This window comes from Bhargavaea beijingensis (genome assembly GCF_900101985.1).
In the GTDB taxonomy this organism is placed as follows: domain Bacteria; phylum Bacillota; class Bacilli; order Bacillales_A; family Planococcaceae; genus Bhargavaea; species Bhargavaea beijingensis.
Map to the genome: position 1 here is coordinate 46,907 of NZ_FNAR01000003.1, position 19,147 is coordinate 66,053.

A 19,147-nucleotide genomic window follows, 5' to 3' on the forward strand; every position below is an offset into this window, starting at 1 on the left:
AATAATGATTACTGGTGTAGCAGGTTATCATGATAAAAACAGAGATTGGCCCCTGCAAAATTTAAGTTTTGAAACTTTTGTCTTTCCCTGAACGTAAAACCAATCAAGTGGGTAGGAACGGAGGTGCACATCATGAAGCGATCGATCAACATTGCGGCAACTGTAATGGTTTTGTTTTTCCTGCTGCCTGCAGCAGCCTTTGCTGTCGACTTTGAAATTACCAATAGCCGGATCGAAGCAATTGTGGATGCATCGGGTGGGGTCAGCGTCACGGAGTTCCATACGTATGAATTCGATGGGGAATTCAACGGAGTGACCCGGATGCTTGTTCCGAAGGAGCATACCAAACTCACCGGGTTCAAGGCTTTCGAGGACAGCCGCCCCCTCAAGACCGAGAAAGACGGTGACCTGTACAAGATTTTCCGCGGCGGCGAGGATGAAAGCGTGATCGTGGAACTCCGCTACCGGATGGAGGGGGCGGTTACCCGGTACGAGGATGGAGCCGAGTTTTACTGGCCTTTTTTTGACGACCGCAATGAATCGGAGTACGCCAACATGGTCATCTCCGTTGCCCCTCCCCGACCGACTTCCGGTACGGAACTGATCGGCTACGATGAAGCAGCGGATACCGGGACCATCAATCCGGACGGCACGGCCCGTTTTGACCTGGGTCATGTCGGTTCAGGTCAAAACGGTGATATCCGCGTGGTGTTTGATGCCTCACTCTTCCCTTCCCTGAAAACCGTAGAGGGGACTATCCGTGACAAACTTGCCGAGGAGCGCACACGGATCGCCAAGGAGCAGGAAACCGCGGCTGCACGCCACCGGAATGCTGTTCTGGCCGGGAATATCGCACTTCCTGCGGCCTTCACTCTCCTTCTTGGGCTGTTCTTTAGAGAATGGAGCCACTCCCGGAGAAAATTGGCGGAAGCGCGACGCTCTGCAGAAGCAACCGGCTTCAGGACACCCGGCGAAATCGTCAGCATGCCGGCCGTCATGCAGTTCATGTCTCCTGCCATTGACACCGGACCGGAACGCCTTTCTGCCGCGCTTCTCGACCTCATCCGGAAAGGCCAGGTCATTCAGGTGTCGAAAACCCGTTTTAAGGAAACCGACAATCCACCAGAGCTTGAGCACGAAGAGATCTTCCGCTCCCTTCTATTCAATCGCTTCGGCGACGAGACAGGCGGTTTCGACCTCGAAGAACTAAAAAAGCGGACAGAAGACGACGGACAGGCTGCAGAGTATAGCAACCGGATTGCAGAATGGAGCGGTGCGGTTTCACGAGAACTCCAGAAAGCCGGATTAAAACAGAAGAATCCAGTCTTCTCCGCCATTCTAATCTTCACCGGCAGCGTCATTGCAGGCACAGCTGTCTACCTGGGCTTGGGAGAAGCCTGGATTCATCTGGTCCTCGCCATTCCGCTTGCACTGGCCGCTCTGGCCACAGCCGCCTTTTATCGTCCACTAAGCGAGAAAGGCCACCAGCTTCGTGAAATGTGGCTGCACTTTGCCGGGCAGTTCAAGGAATCTGATGCTGAAAACTGGTCTTCGTTGCCTCGTGAAGAACGGATGAGAGGATACATCTATGCAATCGGCACGAAAAACCAAGACATCGACCTGCCGTTTGCCCGATTTGCGGAAACCCATCAGTCTGCCGCTCATATGACGCCAGCCGTACTCGCTTATGATCCGCTCATCATGAACAGCTCCTTTGCAATCGCCGGTGAACACGCTGCCCAATCTTACACTTCATCTTCCCAGACAAGCTCTGGCGGGGGGGTTGGAGGCGGAGGTGGCGGATCGGGCGCGTTCTGACTTCTGAATAACGGACCGAGTAAAAGCGCCATTCCGGACTTGCCGGAATGGCGCTTTTTATGAACCCAGCCGTTCTTCGACTTTCTTGAGAGCCAGCTCTCCTTATTAAAAAAGAAAATCCAACGCCATTCTGAATACCCGAATAGCGCTTTTCTTACATCTATCATCTAGCCAGTTGATCTAATGCTTTAATTCTTCCAGTAAATAGTTTGGTAAGACGCGACTCATAAAATAACATTGCCCAACCGATCGATGTCGCCAAACCCAAGAAGGTCAAAATGACCACGTGGGACCAAAAAGTGTTTGCCACTGTCTGAGTAAGGTTGCTTAAATAAGGAAGAGTCAGCTGATGTGTCAAGTAGATGAAGAATGAAAAATGACTCAACTTGATAAGTGTATGATTGGGTTTTTTAATCATTCTCAATAAAACTAATGCAAGAATGAAGACAGACAAAGCGAAAATGAGCATGTCATACCGATCACTTTTTACAGATACAAAAACCCTGTCCATCACCCTATTCATCATCATTACATACGATACAACTGCAGTAATTAGCGGGATATAAAAATGTTTTGTAAAGAAGATTAATACTCTTTCATAATTTTGTCCGATATAGAAAGCCACTACGAAATAAAAGAGCCATCCGATAAAAATGGTCCGATCCCAAAAAGGATACACTTGTTCAATGAATACACGATATTCTTTATTACCTGCATGTATATACAAATATGTAAATGACAAAACGAAAGAAATTAAAATAGGGGGAAGTGGATGAGACTTCTGCAAGAAGCGTCCCAGCAAAATATGTAGAATATAAAATTGGAAAATAACCAAAACAAAAAAGCCATGCCAATGCCCAAGAACTACAATTTCCCAAGAACGCTGGAAAAAGACCGACCATTGACCTTCAGAATGCATATAGCTCTTGAGCAAGCCAATCAGAATATAGGGAACCAAAATATACTTGACCCTTTTTAACAAAAATCCCTTTCTTACGCCATTGGGATAATTTTTTGAAATGAGTACCTCTGAAATCATTACAAATACAGGAGTAGCCCAAAGCAAGGCGAAACGAAAATATGTAATGAATTTATCCTGATCGAAGAGAGCAGGCTCATAGGTTTTCGCGTAATTGGTAATTGAATGGGTCACTACAACAGCAATGCACGCAATTGCACGCAACAGATTAATTTCGTTCAGTTGCCTGTTCAAATTTATCCACCTCAACCAATAAGCATAATACAACAAATATAACACCAATATTCAAATTTTTTATTTACAATTTATAGCATGTTGCAATCTGTCCCTTCTGCTTGCTAACTGAAAAAGATCGTACAGACAACCGTAATCAGAATCGCCGTCAGGATATAGGCAACCGTGCTGACAGAGCCTTCCCTGTCGCTCGTCTCAAAAAGCTTCGCAGTGCCGAATCCGTGCGACGCGATACCGATGCTGAGACCACGGGCGACCGGATGGCGGATGCCCAGCTTGTCAAGAATCGGGATGCCGAGTACCGCACCGCCGATGCCGGCAATCATCACATACACAACAGTGAGCGACGGGATGCCGCCGACCATCTCGGACAGCTCGATGGCAATCGGTGTCGTGGCATTTTTCGGAATGGTCGAAGTGGCTACCGCTGTGTCCGCACCTAGCCACTTTGTCAGCAAATAACCGCTGAATAGGCCAAACAGTCCTCCCCCAGCCACGCCAAGAAGGATCGGCCCAAAGTATTTCTTCACCATCGGCAGGTTAAAGTACAGCGGATAAGCAAGCGCAACAACCGCCGGACCGAGCAGCCAGTTCCACAAATTGGCTCCCTTCATATACGTATCATAGGGAATGTCCGCTACTAGCAGCATTGCGCCGATCAGGACCGTCGCTACAATCAGCGGCTGCAGCCAAGTTTTTTTGTACCGCTTATAAAGACCAATGCCGATTGCATATGTACCCAGCGTCAACAGTGCGCCGAACAAGTAAGTGATGCCCATATTCATCACGCCTCCTCCTTTCCGACAGAACGCTCAATCGCCAAGGCGGTCAACGCGATGGTCAGAAGTGTGCTCACGAGCACTGTCACAAATGAGATCGCATTCCATGTCCGAAACAGGTCCAGGTATAGGATGATGGCGACCGTTGTCGGGATGAAAAACAAGGTGAAGTTGCGAATCAGGATGGAGGCACCGTCCGCATGGGCATTTACCGAAAGGTTTTTGAACAAGGTAATGAACACGAGGAGAAGCAAAAGCCCGATGATGCTGCCGGGGATCGGCAAGCCGAGCCATTCTTTGACCTGCACCCCTAAGTAATAAAAGAGGAAGATCAGCGCAAGCTGTACGATTTTTTTCATGGACACCGCTCCCCCTGCTTCAATGAATATCAATCAAACCTTCTTTCATCTTACCTTTGCCACCAGTAACCCTCAAGCAGTCATGACAAAATGTGATGAATCCCGACCAGAACGGCCGTTTTCCGGTACAATCGGGTTATGAAGGATGAAAGGGGAATATTCATGGAATTGGGATTAAAGTGCAAAAACGTGCTGGTGATGGCCTCCAGCAAAGGACTTGGCCGCGCCATCGCATTGGAGTTTGCAAAGGAAGGGGCGGCGGTCTTCCTGACGAGCAGAAACCCTAACTCTCTTGAAAACACTGCCTCGGAGTTAAAGAGGATATACGGGAATGACAAGATTCATTTCCACCCGTGCGACATGTCCCGCGGAGAGGATATCGCCAAGCTATTCCATAAAGTCCGGGAAGCATTTGGCGATGTGGATATTCTGGTCAATAACACAGGGGGACCGAAGGCCGGCGGATTTTCTGATTTGGAAGATATGGAATGGAGCCGCGCATTCGAGCAGAACCTGCTGAGCTACACGCGGACCATCCGCGAGGTCCTGCCGGCCATGCAAAAAAACAAATGGGGTCGCATCGTCAATATCTCCTCTTCTTCCACGAAGGAAGTGATCGACGGGCTGATCCTGTCCAACACATTCCGTGCCGGCATGGTCGGACTATCGAAATCTCTCGCCAGGGAATATGCATCGTCGAACATCCTTGTGAATACAGTGGGGCCCGGCAGAATCGAAACCGACCGGATCATCGAATTGGATACCATCCTGGCACAGAAAACAGGGGTTACACAAGAAGAAGTGACCGAAACACACAAGCAGCAGATCCCGATGGGCCGCTACGGCCAACCGGAAGAATTTGCACGCGCCGTCGTCTTCCTCGCCTCCGGCGCCAATACGTATCTCACCGGTCAGTCTATCGTCATCGACGGCGGTATGCTCCAAGCCCTTTAATCCAACTGATCAATAACACGGCAAGGGAGCGGTTCCCTTGTCGCGTTCTGAGTTAGAACACGCCTTGCCGATATGCAAAATATTTGTTATGCTGTTTTAGTTGCAGATTGTGAAAACCATCACATGGGAGTGTGGTCAACCAAATCCATAACCAAAATAGAATAAGGAGTGATCGAATGACTTCAGTGTCCGTAGAAAAGCAGACAACGGCACAAGAAGCACATACTGACGACTATTCATTGGACCGCGTCCCTCGTTCCGAACGGAACATGGGATGGCTGAGCATCACAAATATCACTTTCGGAATCGCCACTGCGATTTTCTACTTCCAGATGGGCAGTGTCATGGCTCTGCAGTTCGGTGCCATCAACGCCCTGATCTCCTCAGCTTATGCCATTATCGTTGCCGGCGTCCTTGGTTCGTTTATCGCCTATTTCTCAGCGAAATCCGGCATGAACGTCAACCTGATGTCAAGGGGCGGCGGATTCGGCTATATCGGCGCCTCGCTCACCTCCCTGATCTACGCATCCAACTTTATCCTTTACGTTGCGTTTGAAGGGCTGATCCTGGTTGCCGCTGTCTACACTTTCTTCCCTTCCATCCCTGAATGGGTGCTCATCATTTTCTTCGGAACCATTGTCATCCCTCTGAATTGGTTCGGCATCAAACAGCTGGACAAGCTTCAAAAGTGGTCCCTTCCGATCTTCTTTATCTTCCTGATCGCAGCAATCGCATTCTCCTTTTTTACTCCTTCGGTTTATGAAGGCTCATTCTGGACGTATATGCCTGAAGGCGTAGAGGTGGGCGGCACAGCACTTCTCGCGTGCATCGGGATGCACCATGGGATCATGGGACTCACCGCCCTGCTCGCTTCCGACTACACCCGGTTCCTCAAACCGAAAGACATCAAAAAAGGCTCCATCATCATCGGATTTGTCCCTCAGTTCTTCTGCTTCGGCATCATGGGCGGTCTTGGAATCTGGTTCGGCGTCCGCCTTGCCGAAGCCAACCCGGGCGTCTACATCGTCACGCTTCTGGGACTCGGCGGTGCACTCTTTACGATGCTGACCCAGCTCCGCATCAATGTGACCAACATCTACAGCGCTTCGCTGTCCCTTTCTAACTTCTTCGAGAACATGTTCCGCTTCACACCGGGCCGACGCTTCTGGGTCGTTGTATCGGGCATCGCCGCGATCATGCTGATGCTTGGCGGAATCGTCGACCACCTCGGTGCCGTCATGACATTCCAGGGCGTATTCCTGCTCGCTTGGGCCGCCGTGCTGGTCGCCGATGCGCTCATCGTGAAAAAAGTGTTGAAAATCGGGCCGCTCTACTACGAGGCCCGTCAGCAATACCTGTATAAGTGGAATCCGGTCGGAACCGTTTCCCTGATTGTCGCGAGCATCCTTGGTACAATTGCCGCACTCGGCTTCATGGGTGAATTCCTTGCCAGCACCGCAGCGTTTTTCGCGGCCATTCTTGCTGCCATCCTGACCGTCGTCCTCGCGATTGCGACCAAGGGCCGGTATTATATGAAGAAACAACCAGCAGACATGCCAGAGGAAGATTTCATTGCCTGACCCTCTCCGCACCACTGCTCCCTGTATTCACAATTGCAAAGACAAAGCCGCTCCATGCCGGATCTTCCGGCAGGAGCGGCTTTGTCGTATGGTGTTACTCACGGTATCCGGTGTTTGCGCGTACCGACACCTCTGCAAAACGCCGGGCATCCGCTTCTTTAGAAAGGACAGTACCGATCCAGCCGCCGAGGAAGCCGAGCGGTACGGAAACGATTGCCGGGTTCGTAAGCGGGAAGAGCGGCTCGCCGACGAACATGGCCGCACCGGCTTCCGGCGACAGGACGTTCGGGCTCACTGCGACGAGAACAAGTGCCGAAATGAGGCCAAACAGCATCGCCGTGATGGCGCCAGTCGTGTTGAACCGTTTCCAATAAATCGTGTACAGAATGACGGGAAGGTTCGCACTGGCCGCGACACAGAAAGCAAGTGATACGAGGAATGCCACGTTCAGGGACTGTGCGCCGAGCGCCAGGAGAATCGAGAAGACCGAAACCCAAAGGGAAGCCTGGCGTGCAGCCTTCATCTCCTGTTTCTGTGTGGCTTGTCCCTTCTTGATGATCTGGCCGTAGATGTCATGCGCGAATGCTGAGGCCCCCGTCAGGACCAGGCCCGCCACCACTGCAAGAATGGTTGCGAATGCCACTGCCGAGACGAATGACATGAGCAGGTCCCCGCCGAGTGCTTCCGCAAGAAGCGGTGCAGCCATGTTTCCGGCAGAGTTTGCAGCCACAATCGCATCATGGCCCACAAACGCCGCGGCGCCGAAGCCAAGGAAGATGGTCAGGATATAGAAGATCCCGACAATCCATGTCGCCGTGACAACGGAACTGCGTGCCGTTTTGGCATCCTTGACCGTAAAGAAGCGCATCAGGATATGCGGAAGACCTGCAGTGCCAAGGACAAGTGCCAGCATAAGGGAAATTGTATCAAGCGGTACCGTATACTTGAGTCCCGGCTGCAGGAAGGCTTCCCCGTGCGAAGTGGCTGTCTTGACTTCGCTGAACATCGTCATGATGCTGAAGTCGAAGCGTGCAAAGACAAGTGCTGCTATGACGACGGTACCGAGCATGAGCAGGACTGCCTTGACGATCTGCACCCAGCTGGTCGCCGTCATTCCGCCGAAGAGTACATAAATGGTCATCATGACCCCTACGATCAGGACCGCAATCCAGTAAGGAATACCGAACAAAAGCTGAATCAGCGCCCCTGCCCCGACCAGCTGTGCAATCATATAAAAAATGACGATGGTAATGGTGCTGAAGGCAGCCGCCGCACGAACCTTCTTTGCATCAAAGCGAGAATTGATCATGTCCGCAAGTGTATACTTGCCGAGGTTTCGGAGCGGTTCTGCCACAAGGAACATGACAACGAGATACGCAATCAGGAAGCCGATTGAATAAAAGAACCCATCAAAACCGAAAAGTGCGATCATCCCGGCGATCCCCAGGAACGAAGCAGCGGACAGATAATCTCCCGCTATGGCTAGGCCGTTTTGCCATCCGGTCAGGCCGCCGCCAGCCGTATAGAATTCACCGGCATTTGTCGTCCGCTTCGCCGCCCACCAGGTAATATACAGTGTCAGCAGGACAATGCTCAAAAACAGAACAATGACTGTAGTACTCAAAACTTAGCCCCCCTTGATCTCCGTCTCAATAATTTCCTCCGCATCCTTGTCGAACTTCTGGAATCTGCGGACGTACACTATGCAAAGCACCCAAGTCATGATGAACTGGGCAACGGCATAAATCCACGCCCAAGAAATATCACCAATCGCCGGTCTTTCCAGAACATTGGTGTACGACGTCAGGATTGGCAAGGAGAAGTAAAACACCAGAAAGAAAACGGTAAGCGGCAAAATAAACTTTTTCTTCTTCTCCGTTAATGTCCTAAACCGGTTGCTCTGAGCAACCCGGGCAAAGTCGATATCCCCCTTTTGTACCGGTGCCGTCCGCTGTTCCACTTCCGGAGCCGTACTCCCCTCGGTGTAAACGCTTCCAACCTTCATGAATGATGACCTCCTTCGCAATCATTCGGAATAATAGATACATTGTAAAATATATAGAATAAATATTCAAAAGGTTTTTTGTATTCAGTTAAAAATAGTAATTTAGTCACGCCGTATTAAGATTATTCCTCTTCCCCCATCTTCTTCCTACGTTTGAGTTTGTTACGGGAGGGAAATACTTTAATCAGATTGAAATCAGAAAGGAGCCCGAAATGGACAACTTTAAAAATCAGATTGAAGACAAGATGCAGGAGTACAACAGTGAAGAAAAAGACCTGATTCTCGAGAACTTTAACCGCTTCAAGCAATTCCTCTCCGACAAGGTCGATAAAGGCGAAAAAATGGGCCTGAATGAGGAGCAGCTGGCCAAGGGTGCCGAAATGGTCGCCAACTACCTCATGAAGCATGAGGAACCGCGTAACCGGGAAGAGCATCTGCTACAGCAACTGTGGAAAGTCGCGGACAAAGAACAGCAGCACACACTCGCGCACCTTCTCGTCCGTTTGGTCCAGCAGTAAATCATTTCACTACAGAGCGATAAAAATTTACATTGCATTTTGATTAAAAAAAGCGGCATTCCCCAGATTTGGGAAACGCCGCTTTTTACTATTCAAACAAATGGACGGCCGGCTCCTTCCCCATCCGGACGAGCATCGAATGAAGCTGCCCGCGGTGATGCGCAATGTGGGTGAGGATCTGTACGAGCCAGCCCAACCGGGTGTCCGTCGTTCCCCACCACGATGTGGTGGTCTCGCTCAACTCCGTTTCGGTATATCCCTCGTACCGTTGTTGGAGACCCTCTAGGTTGGCGCGGAGTGCAGCACGCATTTCTTCCGGCGAGTTTATTTTCGACGTGAGATAGTAGTCGGTCATTTCTTTTTCCGTCGCTTCATCGGAGATCCGTGCGTCTGCTTCACAAATGAGGGCGATATGTGAGAGCAGTTCACCGAGTGACCGTTTTTCCGGGTCCGTACGATAGTCGAAGTCTTCGGCCTTCAAGTAAGAGGTTATTTCCCCGACTGATCCTGCCACCCATTCAAGATGATGAAAAATACGGCTGCATGCCTCATTCATCCTCAGGTTTACCTACGATGGTTTCCAGGCAGACCCTGACTCCCCGGAGCAGGTCGTCATGGCTCCAGCTTGGTATTTTTCCATGTCGAATGGCCAGCTCGTGCGAAGCAGGAATATGGATAAAGCCTGATTTCATCTCCTGATTTTCCGTGCTGGCGTAGTGAAGACCGGCGTACATGACGTTATTGCACAAATATGTGCCGGCAGTGTTGGAGATTTCAGCCGGGAGTCCTGCTTCAAGGAGTGAATCAACCATTGCGCGGACTGGAAGCGTCGTAAAGTAGGCGTCCGGTGCCTCTTCTTCAATCGGTTCATCCACTGGATGGTACCCCTCATTGTCAGTGTCCCCATCCTTCACATTCACTGCAACCCTTTCAGGCGTGATTTTGTACCGGCCGGCCGCCAGTCCAAGCGAAACCGTGATGTCCGGTTCCACTTCGCGGATGACCCCGATCAGCCTGGCAGACGCCTTTCCGAAATCCACAGGCAGCATTCTCGAGCAAACCTGATAGTCTCCAATCGTTGCCCCGTCCAACTCTTCCGCAATCCGCATCGTCGGATTCACGGGATAATCAAGGAACGGTTCAAAGCCCGTCAGCAAAATGGTTTTCAAACTGAATCACTTCCTTGTCATTGATACTTTAAAGGTTGCGGTGGCGTAACCGATCAGTTCGCCTGCCTCGTTATACAGTTTCCCTTCTATCAGTACGGTACTCCGGTTCTGGCTGATCAGCGCGGCTCTTGCGGTCATGGATTCCCCGATCAGAGGTTTAAGGAACTGTGTCTGCATCTGGATTGTCACCGGCGCTTCTAAACCGAGCTGGCGGATTTTCAATCCCATCGCCGTATCCAGGACACTCATATAGACGCCGCCATGCACAGTACTCTGTACATTGTCCAATTCCTGTTTATATGGAAGATGCAACTCGACATCCTCTTCATCAAGTCTGGTGATCTGGAGGCCGAGATGCCGAAAAAATTCACTCGTTTCAAAATCCGCGCGGATTCGGTCAAAGTCAGTTGCAATCATGATGTCCCTACCCCTTTGTCTGCTGAATGGAATAGTTCCAGTATAACACGCCAGAAAGCTCCTGTTCACCGGGCGGATGACAAGAAGTCGGAATCATGTATATTATTTAACAAAGGGGGCTATTCAAGTGATCAATGATACCACCATCGAAATTGCAGACAAGTTGCAGGAGGCGCGGGATCGATTTGAGCCGGTGCCGTTCCTCCGGGGTCATTACACACTCAGCGAGACTGAGGCCTACGCGGTGCAGGACGAATTGATCCGAAGAGCGGCTGGAGACAGCATCACCGGTTACAAAGTCAGCATGACAAGCGCCGAAACCCAGGCCATTGCAGATACAGATGAGCCGGCATACGGCACGCTTCTTCGTTCCCATGTAAGAGAATCGGGAGCGCGGATTCAGTTGTCCTCCTTGTTCTCCCCGCTGATCGAGCCGGAGATCCTGTTCATCCTTACTGATGACCTGACACCCGGAGCGGATACAGCAGAGATTCTTGCCAAAAGCCGATTGTCGGCAGGAATCGAAATCCCCGATGCCCGCTACAAGGACTGGTTTCCGAACTTCTCGTTGGCAGACCTGATCTCCGACAATACGGCGACCGGCCTGGTCGTCGCCTCCTCTCCCGTTGAACCACCATCCTTGGACGAGATCAGCCAGGTTAAAATGGATCTGTTCCTGGACGGCAAGAAAATCGGAACAGGACATGCTTCAGCCGTCCTCGGCAACCCGGTGTCCGCCGTAAAGTGGCTGTCAGCGAAACTAGCTGGCAAGAACCGGACACTAAAGAAGGGCATGATCGTCTCTTCCGGTACATTTGTCTCGCCGCTCATTGCAAAAGAGGGGCATTGGGAAGCCCGGTTCCAGAGCATCGGCAACGTGAGCGTGACGATTGAGCGGTAAGGAAATCACCAAAAGAAGCGGAAGCCGCCATCGGCCTCCGCTTTACGATGGTTCCAGGACTTGGCGTCAAAAAGATCCACTAGATCTTCGTCTCTTCGATCAGCCCTTTGTCGTTGGATATGATTTTTAAGAGTCCCTGGTTCTTGATCAATACCGTTTTGTAGGCAGGCTTGTCCCCATCCATGAAGAGCAATACGCGGTTACCGGGATTGTCATTGGCGACACGGATTTCGTAATCTTCCGGGATGAAGTGCTTTTTCGCATGATCCAGCTCCTCAAATTCCGATGGGTCGCTGGCCGGCTGTGCATGTCCGACCTCCTGAGCATGAATCTTGTATTCTCCCGGAATTTGTTCCGTTTTACTTTTGGAATCAGCCGTCATGCCCCTGACTTCCCCGTCTGCCGACTTCTCTTCCGTTGCGTCTTTCACCGCCGTTTCCTCCGGGTTCTCCTGCCCGGTGCATCCCGAGAGCAGTATAGCCGCGGCACCGATGAGAAAAATGTTCTTCATCATTTACAGGCATCCCCTTTCACTAATCTCTTCTTTACCCGGCTATGACGTTGACAACACCTTCAGTATCCGTTAACTTTATCGTAGTAAATCACTAAAGTGACAGGGAGCGATCGGATTGAACAGATTCTGGAGTGAAATGGCCCGGCGGACGGAACCATACGTACCCGGTGAACAGCTGAACCGGGCGGGGATCATCAAGCTGAACACGAACGAAAATCCATATCCGCCGGCGCCGTGCGTCACGGAGGCGATTCTGGAAGCGGCGCAGGGTCTTCGTCTGTATCCGTCTCCTACTGCCGATTCTTTGAGGCGGGCCATCGCGGATACCGAAGGGCTTGGACCGGAACAGGTCTTTACGGCAAACGGATCCGATGAAGTGCTGGCATTTTCCTTTATGGCCTTTTTCGGCCCCGGAAAAGCGATCCGATTCCCGGATGTGAGTTATAGCTTCTACCCGGTCTATTCCAACCTGTTCGGGGTTCCTTTTAAGGAAGTGCCGCTCCGGGATGATTTCTCTTTGGACATCGAAGACTTCTCGGGAGCCGGCGGTGTCATTTTGCCGAATCCCAATGCGCCGACCGGCATTTATGAGCCTCTTGACGGCATCCGGCGCATCCTCGAAGGCAATCCCGATTGCGTCGTCATCATTGATGAAGCGTATATCGACTTTGCCGGACCGTCTGCCGCGACATTAATCAGCGAATTTGATAACCTTCTCGTCGTCCGGACAACCTCCAAGTCCAGGTCGCTTGCCGGACTCCGTGTCGGCTATGCACTCGGCCATCCCGGGCTGATCGAAGGGCTCGTCCGCATCAAGGACTCGTTTAATTCCTATACGACTGACCGGCTTGCGCAGGCAGGCGCAGAGGCAGCGTTCCGGGATATGGCTTACTTCGAGGAAACAACAGCGAAAATTGTTGCGACCCGCGGCCGCTCCGCGATGCGCCTGGCCGAGCTCGGGTTCACCGTCCTCCCGTCATCAGCGAACTTCCTGTTCTGCACACATCCGCAGACGGATGCCGGAACGTTATACGAAGAACTCAAATCCCGCAATATCCTTGTCCGTCACTTTGGTAAGCCGAGAATCAAAGATTTTCTCCGGATTACGGTCGGGACCGATGAAGAGATGGACAAGTTGTTTGGTGCGTTGGAAGAGATTTTAAATGACTTTAAATGATAGACAAACGGCAAGGCCAGGCTGGCCTTGCCGTTTGTTTTGTCCGTTTATACGAATCCGCTTCCCACATCCTTCGGAGAATGAGCATCGGAGCCGGTCTGCAGCTTCATCCCTATACGCTTCGCCTCCTCCACCATCCACGGTTCCGGATACGCCTCCCGGTAGTCCGGTTTCCTGAGCCCCGCGTGATTGAAATCGAGCACATACCCGCTTGCGGCCGCTTTTTCGAGGATGCCCTTCCAGTTGATCGGATCTTCCTCCGGTTGGATTCGCTTCCGGAATTTGTGGATCAGGTTAATATGCCCGAGCACCGGCGGGTTCACCTTGCCGAACGGCTTTCCCGCGACCATCTCCATGGTCTTGCCGTAAGTTTCGTACAGATGTTCGATGCCTGCTTCCTTCGCCTTCTCCACAAAAGAATCTGCACTATAGTCGAGGCAGAACCAGCTGCCGTCTGCCTTGATGAAATGCACGCTTAGGATGGAATGCATGGCGGCTTCCCTGTGTTCTTCGAGGAAGCGCCGGGTTTCGTCCTCGAACCCTTCTATATAATCCACCTCAAACCCACAGCGCACATCCACCCGTCCGGCATATTTATTCCGGAGCCGTTCGCCTTCCTCAAGATAAGCGGCAACATCTTCCGGCCTCATCGCGCTGTCTTTTTCCGGAACCGGATCTGTGAATCCCCCAGGAAGCGGGGCATGCTCGGTGAACACGAGAACACTAATCCCCCTCCGTTCCGCCTCTTTCACGTACGCCTCCATCGCCTCGCCCGTGCCATGCGGGCAGTACGGCGAATGGACATGTCCGTCGATGATTGTCATATTCATCCCCCTATTGCAATTCTGAATTCTCTATGCTATTATTTCACCTATCTACTACTTTATCATGATAAAGCAATGAAGTGAAGAGGTGTCCACGAATGACTTCTTTTATCTATAATCCCGCTCTGATCCGCCAAAAGCAGTTGGAAGTCGAGTTCCTGTCGTTTTTCCATGGACACGGCTTTGACATCATCGACCTGCCTGTCGTCGAAACGTTCGACTGGCCCGGCATGACGGAAGACGATCTCCGCCTCATGCCCCAGCGCGAGTCCTGGGTCCAGAATGGAACTGTCCATGCCCTGCGCCACGACTGGACCAATGCGATCGTGCGCTATCTCCATAAGTACAAAATCGAAGCGGAGCGGGCGGTCTACTCCGGTCCCGTGTTCCACTCCGGTTCTGAAACCCGCCAGCTCGGGATGGAAGTTTTCTCGGAAAGTACTAGCCGCCAGACAGAGGCACTGTCGCTTATGATCGGTTTCATGGATGAGCAGATGAATGATCGCCCGAGGACTGCCGTCATCAGCCACTACGCCTTGCTCCCGATGATTCTCGGCGAGGAGAAAGTCGCAGACCCGGCAATTCGCCGTGCACTGTCCCAGCGGAGCACATCAGCCTTGCGCCAGCTGCTCGGAGACCATCCGCTGCTCGACCTCATAGGCGACCAGCCGGAATCTCAGGTCCATAAGCTCCGCTCGGCCTTCCCGGAAATCCGGGGAGTACTGGGCGAGCTGACCGGCTGGGAGGAAACTCTCCGCGAAGCCGGTGTCGAGGCGGTCTATCCCGACATCACCGCCCTTCCATCGCAATCTTACTATGACGGCGTGTTCATCCGCCTTTACGGCTCCGGACGGACGACACCGATTGCATCCGGCGGCCAGTACACCGCCCGCTCGAAAGCATTCGGCATGGGGATTTTCTATTAGGAGCACGACATTCCGATTCTGTTGTTCTAAGCAAGAAGCAGTTCCGGTCTCTTGACATGAATGCCATTCGCATCACCATTGCACAAATAAAGGATGATTCCATGATTACCATTGCACTCTCAAAAGGCCGTCAGCTAAAGGATTTCCTCGATTACCTGGACGAAAACGGCCACCCGCGCTGGCACGGCGCGCTAAAAGCGGCACAGAGAGAACTGCTCGTTGAGACAAGCGGCATCCGCTTTCTCCTCGTCAAGGGAGATGACGTGCCGACCTATGTCGAGGAAGGCATCGCCGATCTCGGCATCACCGGAAGCGACATCCTCGCCGAGTATGACGCGGACGTGAACGAGCTGCTGGAGCTGCCGTTCGGCTACTGCCACTTCGCTCTCGCTTCGAAAGAAGAACGCCCCGAATACGGGACGATTGCCACCAAATATGTGAACTACTCCCGCTCCGTCTTCGAGCGGTCCGAAAAACCCGTGAAGATCATCAAGTTGAACGGATCCGTCGAACTCGCAGCAGTGATCGGCATGGCCGACGCCATCGTCGACATTGTCCAGTCGGGTGAAACACTTCGTATGAACGGTCTCAAAGAACGGATCCGGCTTGACGAAATCAGCGCACGGCTGATTGCGAACAAGCACGCGTTCTTTACAAAATCGGCGGAAATCCGCTCATTCATGAACGAATTGAAGGTGAACTGAATGCAGACCGCAACACAATTCAAACAATCCTACCGCCCTGCCGGACAGGACGGCTATGACATTTCCGGCCGCGTCCTGGACATCATCCGGGACGTCCGGCAAAACGGCGACAAGGCACTTTCCCGTTACACGAAACAGTTTGACGGTGAAGATGCGGAAGTCCGTGAAATCCCGGCCGATGAACTTAAAGCCGCATTTGAGGCAATTTCGGAAGAGCTCCGGGAGGCCCTCATTACCGCCAAGAAAAACATCGAAGCGTATCAGACAAAAATCAAGTGGCAACCGGCCGAACCCAAGGGCTTTTATTCCGTGTTCCATCCGATCGGCCGGGTCGGCATCTATGTGCCCGGCGGCAAGGCGAACTATCCGTCGACAGTCCTCATGACGGCAATCCCCGCGAAAGTCGCAGGCGTCAGGAGCATCACCGTCGTCACCCCGCCCCCGGGCAACCCGGCGACATTGGCCGCGTGCCACCTTTGCGGCATCGACCATGTGTATACGGTCGGCGGCGTCCAGGGAATCGCAGCCCTCGCGTACGGAACGGAAACGATCGGGCTGGTCGATAAGATCTGCGGGCCCGGAAATGCGTACGTTGCAATGGCGAAAAAGCTTGTCTACGGAGACGTCGGCATTGATTCTGTCGCGGGCCCGAGTGAGCTCGCAATCGTTGTGGACAAATCGTCGAATGCTGAATGGGCGGCGCTCGACATTCTCGCGCAGGCCGAACACGACGAGCAGGCACGCACCTATCTGATTTCACTGGACCGTGAAAAACTCGAGGAAGTCGGACGGCTCGCTATTCAATTCGCTGAAGATGCTCCGCGGAGCGAAATCATCAAAAAGAGCCTTGCTGACAATCACTGGGCGATCCTTGCTGAAGACCGCAAAGAAGCGGTGGAACTTCTTAACTTCATTGCACCGGAGCACGCAGCCGTGCAGACGGAAGATGCCGACAGTTATGCCGAAGATGTGACCAATGCCGGCGCCCTCTTTATCGGCGGGTATTCACCGGAAGCGGTCGGCGACTATTCCGCCGGCCCAAGCCATGTGCTCCCGACCGGCGGCAACGCACGCTTTCAGTCGGGCCTGTCCGTGAACGATTTCCTGACGGCAAATGCGGTCATCCGCGTCGGTCCGGATGACTATCGCCGCTACGCCGAGGCAGGAATCCCGATAGCCAAAGCCGAAGAGCTGTATGCACACGCGGCTTCGATGGAAGCCCGTCTGAATGGAGGAAGTGACGACTGATGGCAAGCTATGAACGCAAAACCAAAGAAACCGAAATCAGCATGGAACTCAATAAAGGGACCGGCGAATCCTGCATTGCAACCGGCGTCGGATTCCTCGATCATATGCTGACGCTGTTCGCCTTCCACTCCGGCCTGGAACTCAACGTGGAAGTAAACGGGGACATCCAGGTTGACGACCACCACACGACAGAAGACACCGGCATCGTGCTCGGACAACTGCTCAGGGAAGTGATGGGCGACAAATCCGACATCCGCCGCTATGGCGCCGCCTATGTCCCGATGGACGAAACGCTCACCCGCACCGTCATCGACATCAGCGGGCGTCCGTACCTCAGCTTTAATGCAGAAATCTCCCGGGAGAAAGTCGGCACATTCGACACAGAACTCACCGAAGAATTTTTCCGCGCCCTCGTCATGAATGCCGGGCTTACCGTCCACATGGACCTGATTCGCGGCGGCAATGCGCACCATGAAATCGAGTCGTTCTTCAAATCGTTTGCCCGTGCGCTCCGAGAAGCGATGCAGCCGGGCGACGGGCGGCTCGCTTCGACAAAGGGGCTTCTTGCATGAACGCCCGGGAAACAGCGATACCGGGCCTGACCGACGGTCGCCGCATCGCCATCGTCGACTACGGGCTTGGAAACGTCGCGAACGTCCGTCGTGCATTGGAGTTCCTCGGCCATCGGGTGGAACTGACGAAGGATCCCGATATGCTTCGGAGGGCGGATGTCTTGATCCTCCCCGGTGTCGGCCACTTTGCCGATGCGATGAAGCGCCTGGAAGCGAATGGGCTTACCCCGCTTCTTGCCGAGCTCAAAGAGGAAAAGCCGCTCGTCGGCATCTGCCTCGGCATGCAGCTTCTGTTCGAGCGCAGCGAGGAAGGCAACGCGGGCGGTCTCGGGTTCATCCCCGGTGCGATCACCCGGATCGAAACCCGGCTCCCCGTCCCCCACCTCGGCTGGAACGGGCTCATCAGCGGAAAGCCGGAGCTTGACGGCAAAGACATGTACTTCATTCATTCCTACAAAGCGTCACCCGGTCCGGACACGGTCGCAACCGCAGAGTATGGCGACGAAACCGTCACCGCCATCGTGCAGCGCGGCCAACTGATCGGCATCCAGTTCCACCCCGAGAAGAGCGGGGATGCCGGGCTGGTTCTGCTGCAGCAGGCCGTGACCGGAGGTTTTAGAGAGAAAGAGGAGGCATTTGAATGATCGAGATCTGGCCCGCGATTGACATTATCGATTCACAGAACGTACGCCTGACAGAAGGCGACTATGATACAAAAGCGGCGATGGGCCGCACCCCGCTTGAAGCGGTGGACTTTTATTCAAAGCAGCCGCGTGTCGGGCGCATCCATACCGTCGACCTAATCGGCGCGAAAGAGAAAAAGCCCGCAGAGATGGATCTGTTCCGGGACATTATCAAGGCGACGGAACTCCCCGTTGAGATCGGCGGAGGGATCCGATCCGAGGAAACGATCCGAGAGTATCTCAACATGGGCGCAGGCTATCTCGTCATCGGTACAAAAGGATTGACGGAACCCGGCTGGCTGATTGAAATGAGCCAGAACTACCCGGGCAAGCTGATGCTCGGACTGGACGCCCGCGGCGACAAAGTTGCTCTGAATGGCTGGCTTGAAACTGCCGAGACAACCGTTTTTGAAATGCTTGAACGGCTGGACGGAGCGGAACTCGGCGGCGTCATTTACACCGACATCGCCCGCGACGGCCGCATGGAAGGGCCGAACGTGGAGATGACCGGCAGATTAGCGAAGGCATCGAAATGGCCGGTCACCGCATCCGGCGGCGTCCGGGACGGCAGCGACCTCACCGCTCTTGAAGCCGAAGGTGTGGCTGCGGCGATTGTCGGGAAAGCGGCGAATACGGATGCGTTTTGGGAGAGTATCCGGTAACACTTACTGAACTGAATGATGAAACTGAGCGGGCGAATGACGAGACTGCAAGCCTGAATAACGAAACCGCGAGCACGTATGACGAAACTGCGGGTCCGAATGATGAAATCGGCAGTTTGAATCA

The 19,147-nt window shown here is 52.9% G+C and carries 22 protein-coding genes; 12 read left to right on the forward strand and 10 right to left on the reverse strand.

Going from position 1 to position 19,147, the window contains the following annotated elements:
• Positions 1 to 132: 132 nt before the first annotated feature.
• Complete coding sequence (locus tag BLT01_RS03455; RefSeq protein WP_092094633.1) at positions 133 to 1,818, forward strand: DUF2207 domain-containing protein; 1,686 nt, start codon at positions 133 to 135, stop codon at positions 1,816 to 1,818.
• A 163-nt stretch (positions 1,819 to 1,981) separates the two neighbouring features.
• On the opposite strand, the gene BLT01_RS03460 is transcribed toward BLT01_RS03455, so the two are convergent.
• The 3 genes from BLT01_RS03460 to BLT01_RS03470 all read right to left on the reverse strand — a co-directional run bounded on the left by BLT01_RS03460 (position 1,982) and on the right by BLT01_RS03470 (position 4,169).
• Positions 1,982 to 3,031 carry an acyltransferase family protein gene (locus tag BLT01_RS03460; protein WP_176765020.1) on the reverse strand — a complete coding sequence of 350 codons (1,050 nt, stop codon included), beginning with the start codon at positions 3,029 to 3,031 and terminating at the stop codon, positions 1,982 to 1,984.
• Between the two features lie 104 nt (positions 3,032 to 3,135).
• A complete protein-coding gene (locus BLT01_RS03465) occupies positions 3,136 to 3,816 on the reverse strand; it encodes an LrgB family protein (RefSeq protein WP_092094637.1) in 681 nt (226 codons plus the stop codon).
• Positions 3,816 to 4,169, reverse strand: coding sequence for a CidA/LrgA family protein (locus BLT01_RS03470; protein ID WP_092094639.1), 354 nt, complete (start codon positions 4,167 to 4,169; stop codon positions 3,816 to 3,818). The genes BLT01_RS03465 and BLT01_RS03470 overlap by 1 nt, the downstream gene beginning before the upstream one ends.
• 162 nt (positions 4,170 to 4,331) lie before the next feature.
• Here BLT01_RS03470 and BLT01_RS03475 point away from each other — a divergent pair, with 162 nt between their 5' ends.
• Both BLT01_RS03475 and BLT01_RS03480 read left to right on the forward strand, forming a co-directional pair.
• Complete coding sequence (locus BLT01_RS03475; protein WP_092094641.1) at positions 4,332 to 5,123, forward strand: SDR family oxidoreductase; 792 nt, start codon at positions 4,332 to 4,334, stop codon at positions 5,121 to 5,123.
• A 176-nt stretch (positions 5,124 to 5,299) separates the two neighbouring features.
• Positions 5,300 to 6,703 (forward strand): purine-cytosine permease family protein, encoded by a 1,404-nt coding sequence (locus tag BLT01_RS03480; RefSeq protein ID WP_092094643.1) that lies wholly within the window; start codon positions 5,300 to 5,302, stop codon positions 6,701 to 6,703.
• A 94-nt stretch (positions 6,704 to 6,797) separates the two neighbouring features.
• Here the strand turns inward: BLT01_RS03480 and BLT01_RS03485 are convergent, their stop codons facing one another.
• Complete coding sequence (locus BLT01_RS03485; RefSeq protein ID WP_092094645.1) at positions 6,798 to 8,327, reverse strand: solute symporter family protein; 1,530 nt, start codon at positions 8,325 to 8,327, stop codon at positions 6,798 to 6,800.
• A gap of 3 nt (positions 8,328 to 8,330) precedes the next feature.
• Complete coding sequence (locus tag BLT01_RS03490; RefSeq protein WP_092094647.1) at positions 8,331 to 8,708, reverse strand: DUF485 domain-containing protein; 378 nt, start codon at positions 8,706 to 8,708, stop codon at positions 8,331 to 8,333.
• Between the two features lie 212 nt (positions 8,709 to 8,920).
• On the opposite strand from BLT01_RS03490, the gene BLT01_RS03495 reads away from it, so the two are divergent.
• Positions 8,921 to 9,226 carry a DUF3243 domain-containing protein gene (locus BLT01_RS03495; RefSeq protein ID WP_092094649.1) on the forward strand — a complete coding sequence of 102 codons (306 nt, stop codon included), beginning with the start codon at positions 8,921 to 8,923 and terminating at the stop codon, positions 9,224 to 9,226.
• Between the two features lie 88 nt (positions 9,227 to 9,314).
• On the opposite strand, the gene BLT01_RS03500 is transcribed toward BLT01_RS03495, so the two are convergent.
• The 3 genes from BLT01_RS03500 to BLT01_RS03510 are packed head-to-tail and all read right to left on the reverse strand — an operon-like array spanning position 9,315 to position 10,812.
• Positions 9,315 to 9,782 carry a DinB family protein gene (locus BLT01_RS03500; protein ID WP_092094651.1) on the reverse strand — a complete coding sequence of 156 codons (468 nt, stop codon included), beginning with the start codon at positions 9,780 to 9,782 and terminating at the stop codon, positions 9,315 to 9,317.
• Positions 9,775 to 10,395 carry a pyroglutamyl-peptidase I gene (gene pcp / locus BLT01_RS03505; RefSeq protein WP_092094653.1) on the reverse strand — a complete coding sequence of 207 codons (621 nt, stop codon included), beginning with the start codon at positions 10,393 to 10,395 and terminating at the stop codon, positions 9,775 to 9,777. Before pcp ends, BLT01_RS03500 begins: the two co-directional genes overlap by 8 nt.
• Before the next feature lie 6 nt (positions 10,396 to 10,401).
• Positions 10,402 to 10,812 (reverse strand): PaaI family thioesterase, encoded by a 411-nt coding sequence (locus tag BLT01_RS03510; RefSeq protein ID WP_092094655.1) that lies wholly within the window; start codon positions 10,810 to 10,812, stop codon positions 10,402 to 10,404.
• Between the two features lie 130 nt (positions 10,813 to 10,942).
• Between BLT01_RS03510 and BLT01_RS03515 the strand changes: the two genes are divergently transcribed.
• On the forward strand, positions 10,943 to 11,713 hold the full coding sequence (locus BLT01_RS03515; protein ID WP_176765039.1) for a 2-keto-4-pentenoate hydratase: 771 nt from the start codon (positions 10,943 to 10,945) through the stop codon (positions 11,711 to 11,713).
• 79 nt (positions 11,714 to 11,792) lie between these two features.
• On the opposite strand, the gene BLT01_RS03520 is transcribed toward BLT01_RS03515, so the two are convergent.
• Positions 11,793 to 12,227: a hypothetical protein gene (locus BLT01_RS03520; protein ID WP_092094659.1), complete on the reverse strand. Its 435-nt coding sequence runs from the start codon at positions 12,225 to 12,227 to the stop codon at positions 11,793 to 11,795.
• 115 nt (positions 12,228 to 12,342) lie between these two features.
• Here BLT01_RS03520 and hisC point away from each other — a divergent pair, with 115 nt between their 5' ends.
• Positions 12,343 to 13,404 carry a histidinol-phosphate transaminase gene (gene hisC / locus BLT01_RS03525; RefSeq protein ID WP_092094661.1) on the forward strand — a complete coding sequence of 354 codons (1,062 nt, stop codon included), beginning with the start codon at positions 12,343 to 12,345 and terminating at the stop codon, positions 13,402 to 13,404.
• Between the two features lie 47 nt (positions 13,405 to 13,451).
• On the opposite strand, the gene hisJ is transcribed toward hisC, so the two are convergent.
• Complete coding sequence (hisJ, locus tag BLT01_RS03530; RefSeq protein ID WP_176765021.1) at positions 13,452 to 14,228, reverse strand: histidinol-phosphatase HisJ; 777 nt, start codon at positions 14,226 to 14,228, stop codon at positions 13,452 to 13,454.
• Between the two features lie 98 nt (positions 14,229 to 14,326).
• On the opposite strand from hisJ, the gene BLT01_RS03535 reads away from it, so the two are divergent.
• From BLT01_RS03535 to BLT01_RS03560, 6 genes are all read left to right on the forward strand, one after another.
• The gene (locus BLT01_RS03535) at positions 14,327 to 15,154 is read left to right on the forward strand and encodes an ATP phosphoribosyltransferase regulatory subunit (protein WP_092094665.1); all 828 of its coding nucleotides are present in this window, start codon (positions 14,327 to 14,329) and stop codon (positions 15,152 to 15,154) included.
• A gap of 101 nt (positions 15,155 to 15,255) precedes the next feature.
• Positions 15,256 to 15,858 carry an ATP phosphoribosyltransferase gene (hisG, locus tag BLT01_RS03540; RefSeq protein WP_092094988.1) on the forward strand — a complete coding sequence of 201 codons (603 nt, stop codon included), beginning with the start codon at positions 15,256 to 15,258 and terminating at the stop codon, positions 15,856 to 15,858.
• Positions 15,859 to 17,106: a histidinol dehydrogenase gene (gene hisD / locus BLT01_RS03545; RefSeq protein ID WP_092094667.1), complete on the forward strand. Its 1,248-nt coding sequence runs from the start codon at positions 15,859 to 15,861 to the stop codon at positions 17,104 to 17,106.
• The gene (gene hisB / locus BLT01_RS03550; RefSeq protein WP_092094669.1) at positions 17,106 to 17,678 is read left to right on the forward strand and encodes an imidazoleglycerol-phosphate dehydratase HisB; all 573 of its coding nucleotides are present in this window, start codon (positions 17,106 to 17,108) and stop codon (positions 17,676 to 17,678) included. The genes hisD and hisB overlap by 1 nt, the downstream gene beginning before the upstream one ends.
• A complete protein-coding gene (gene hisH / locus BLT01_RS03555) occupies positions 17,675 to 18,322 on the forward strand; it encodes an imidazole glycerol phosphate synthase subunit HisH (protein WP_092094671.1) in 648 nt (215 codons plus the stop codon). Before hisB ends, hisH begins: the two co-directional genes overlap by 4 nt.
• Positions 18,319 to 19,023, forward strand: coding sequence for a HisA/HisF-related TIM barrel protein (locus tag BLT01_RS03560; protein ID WP_092094673.1), 705 nt, complete (start codon positions 18,319 to 18,321; stop codon positions 19,021 to 19,023). The genes hisH and BLT01_RS03560 overlap by 4 nt, the downstream gene beginning before the upstream one ends.
• Positions 19,024 to 19,147: the final 124 nt, after the last annotated feature.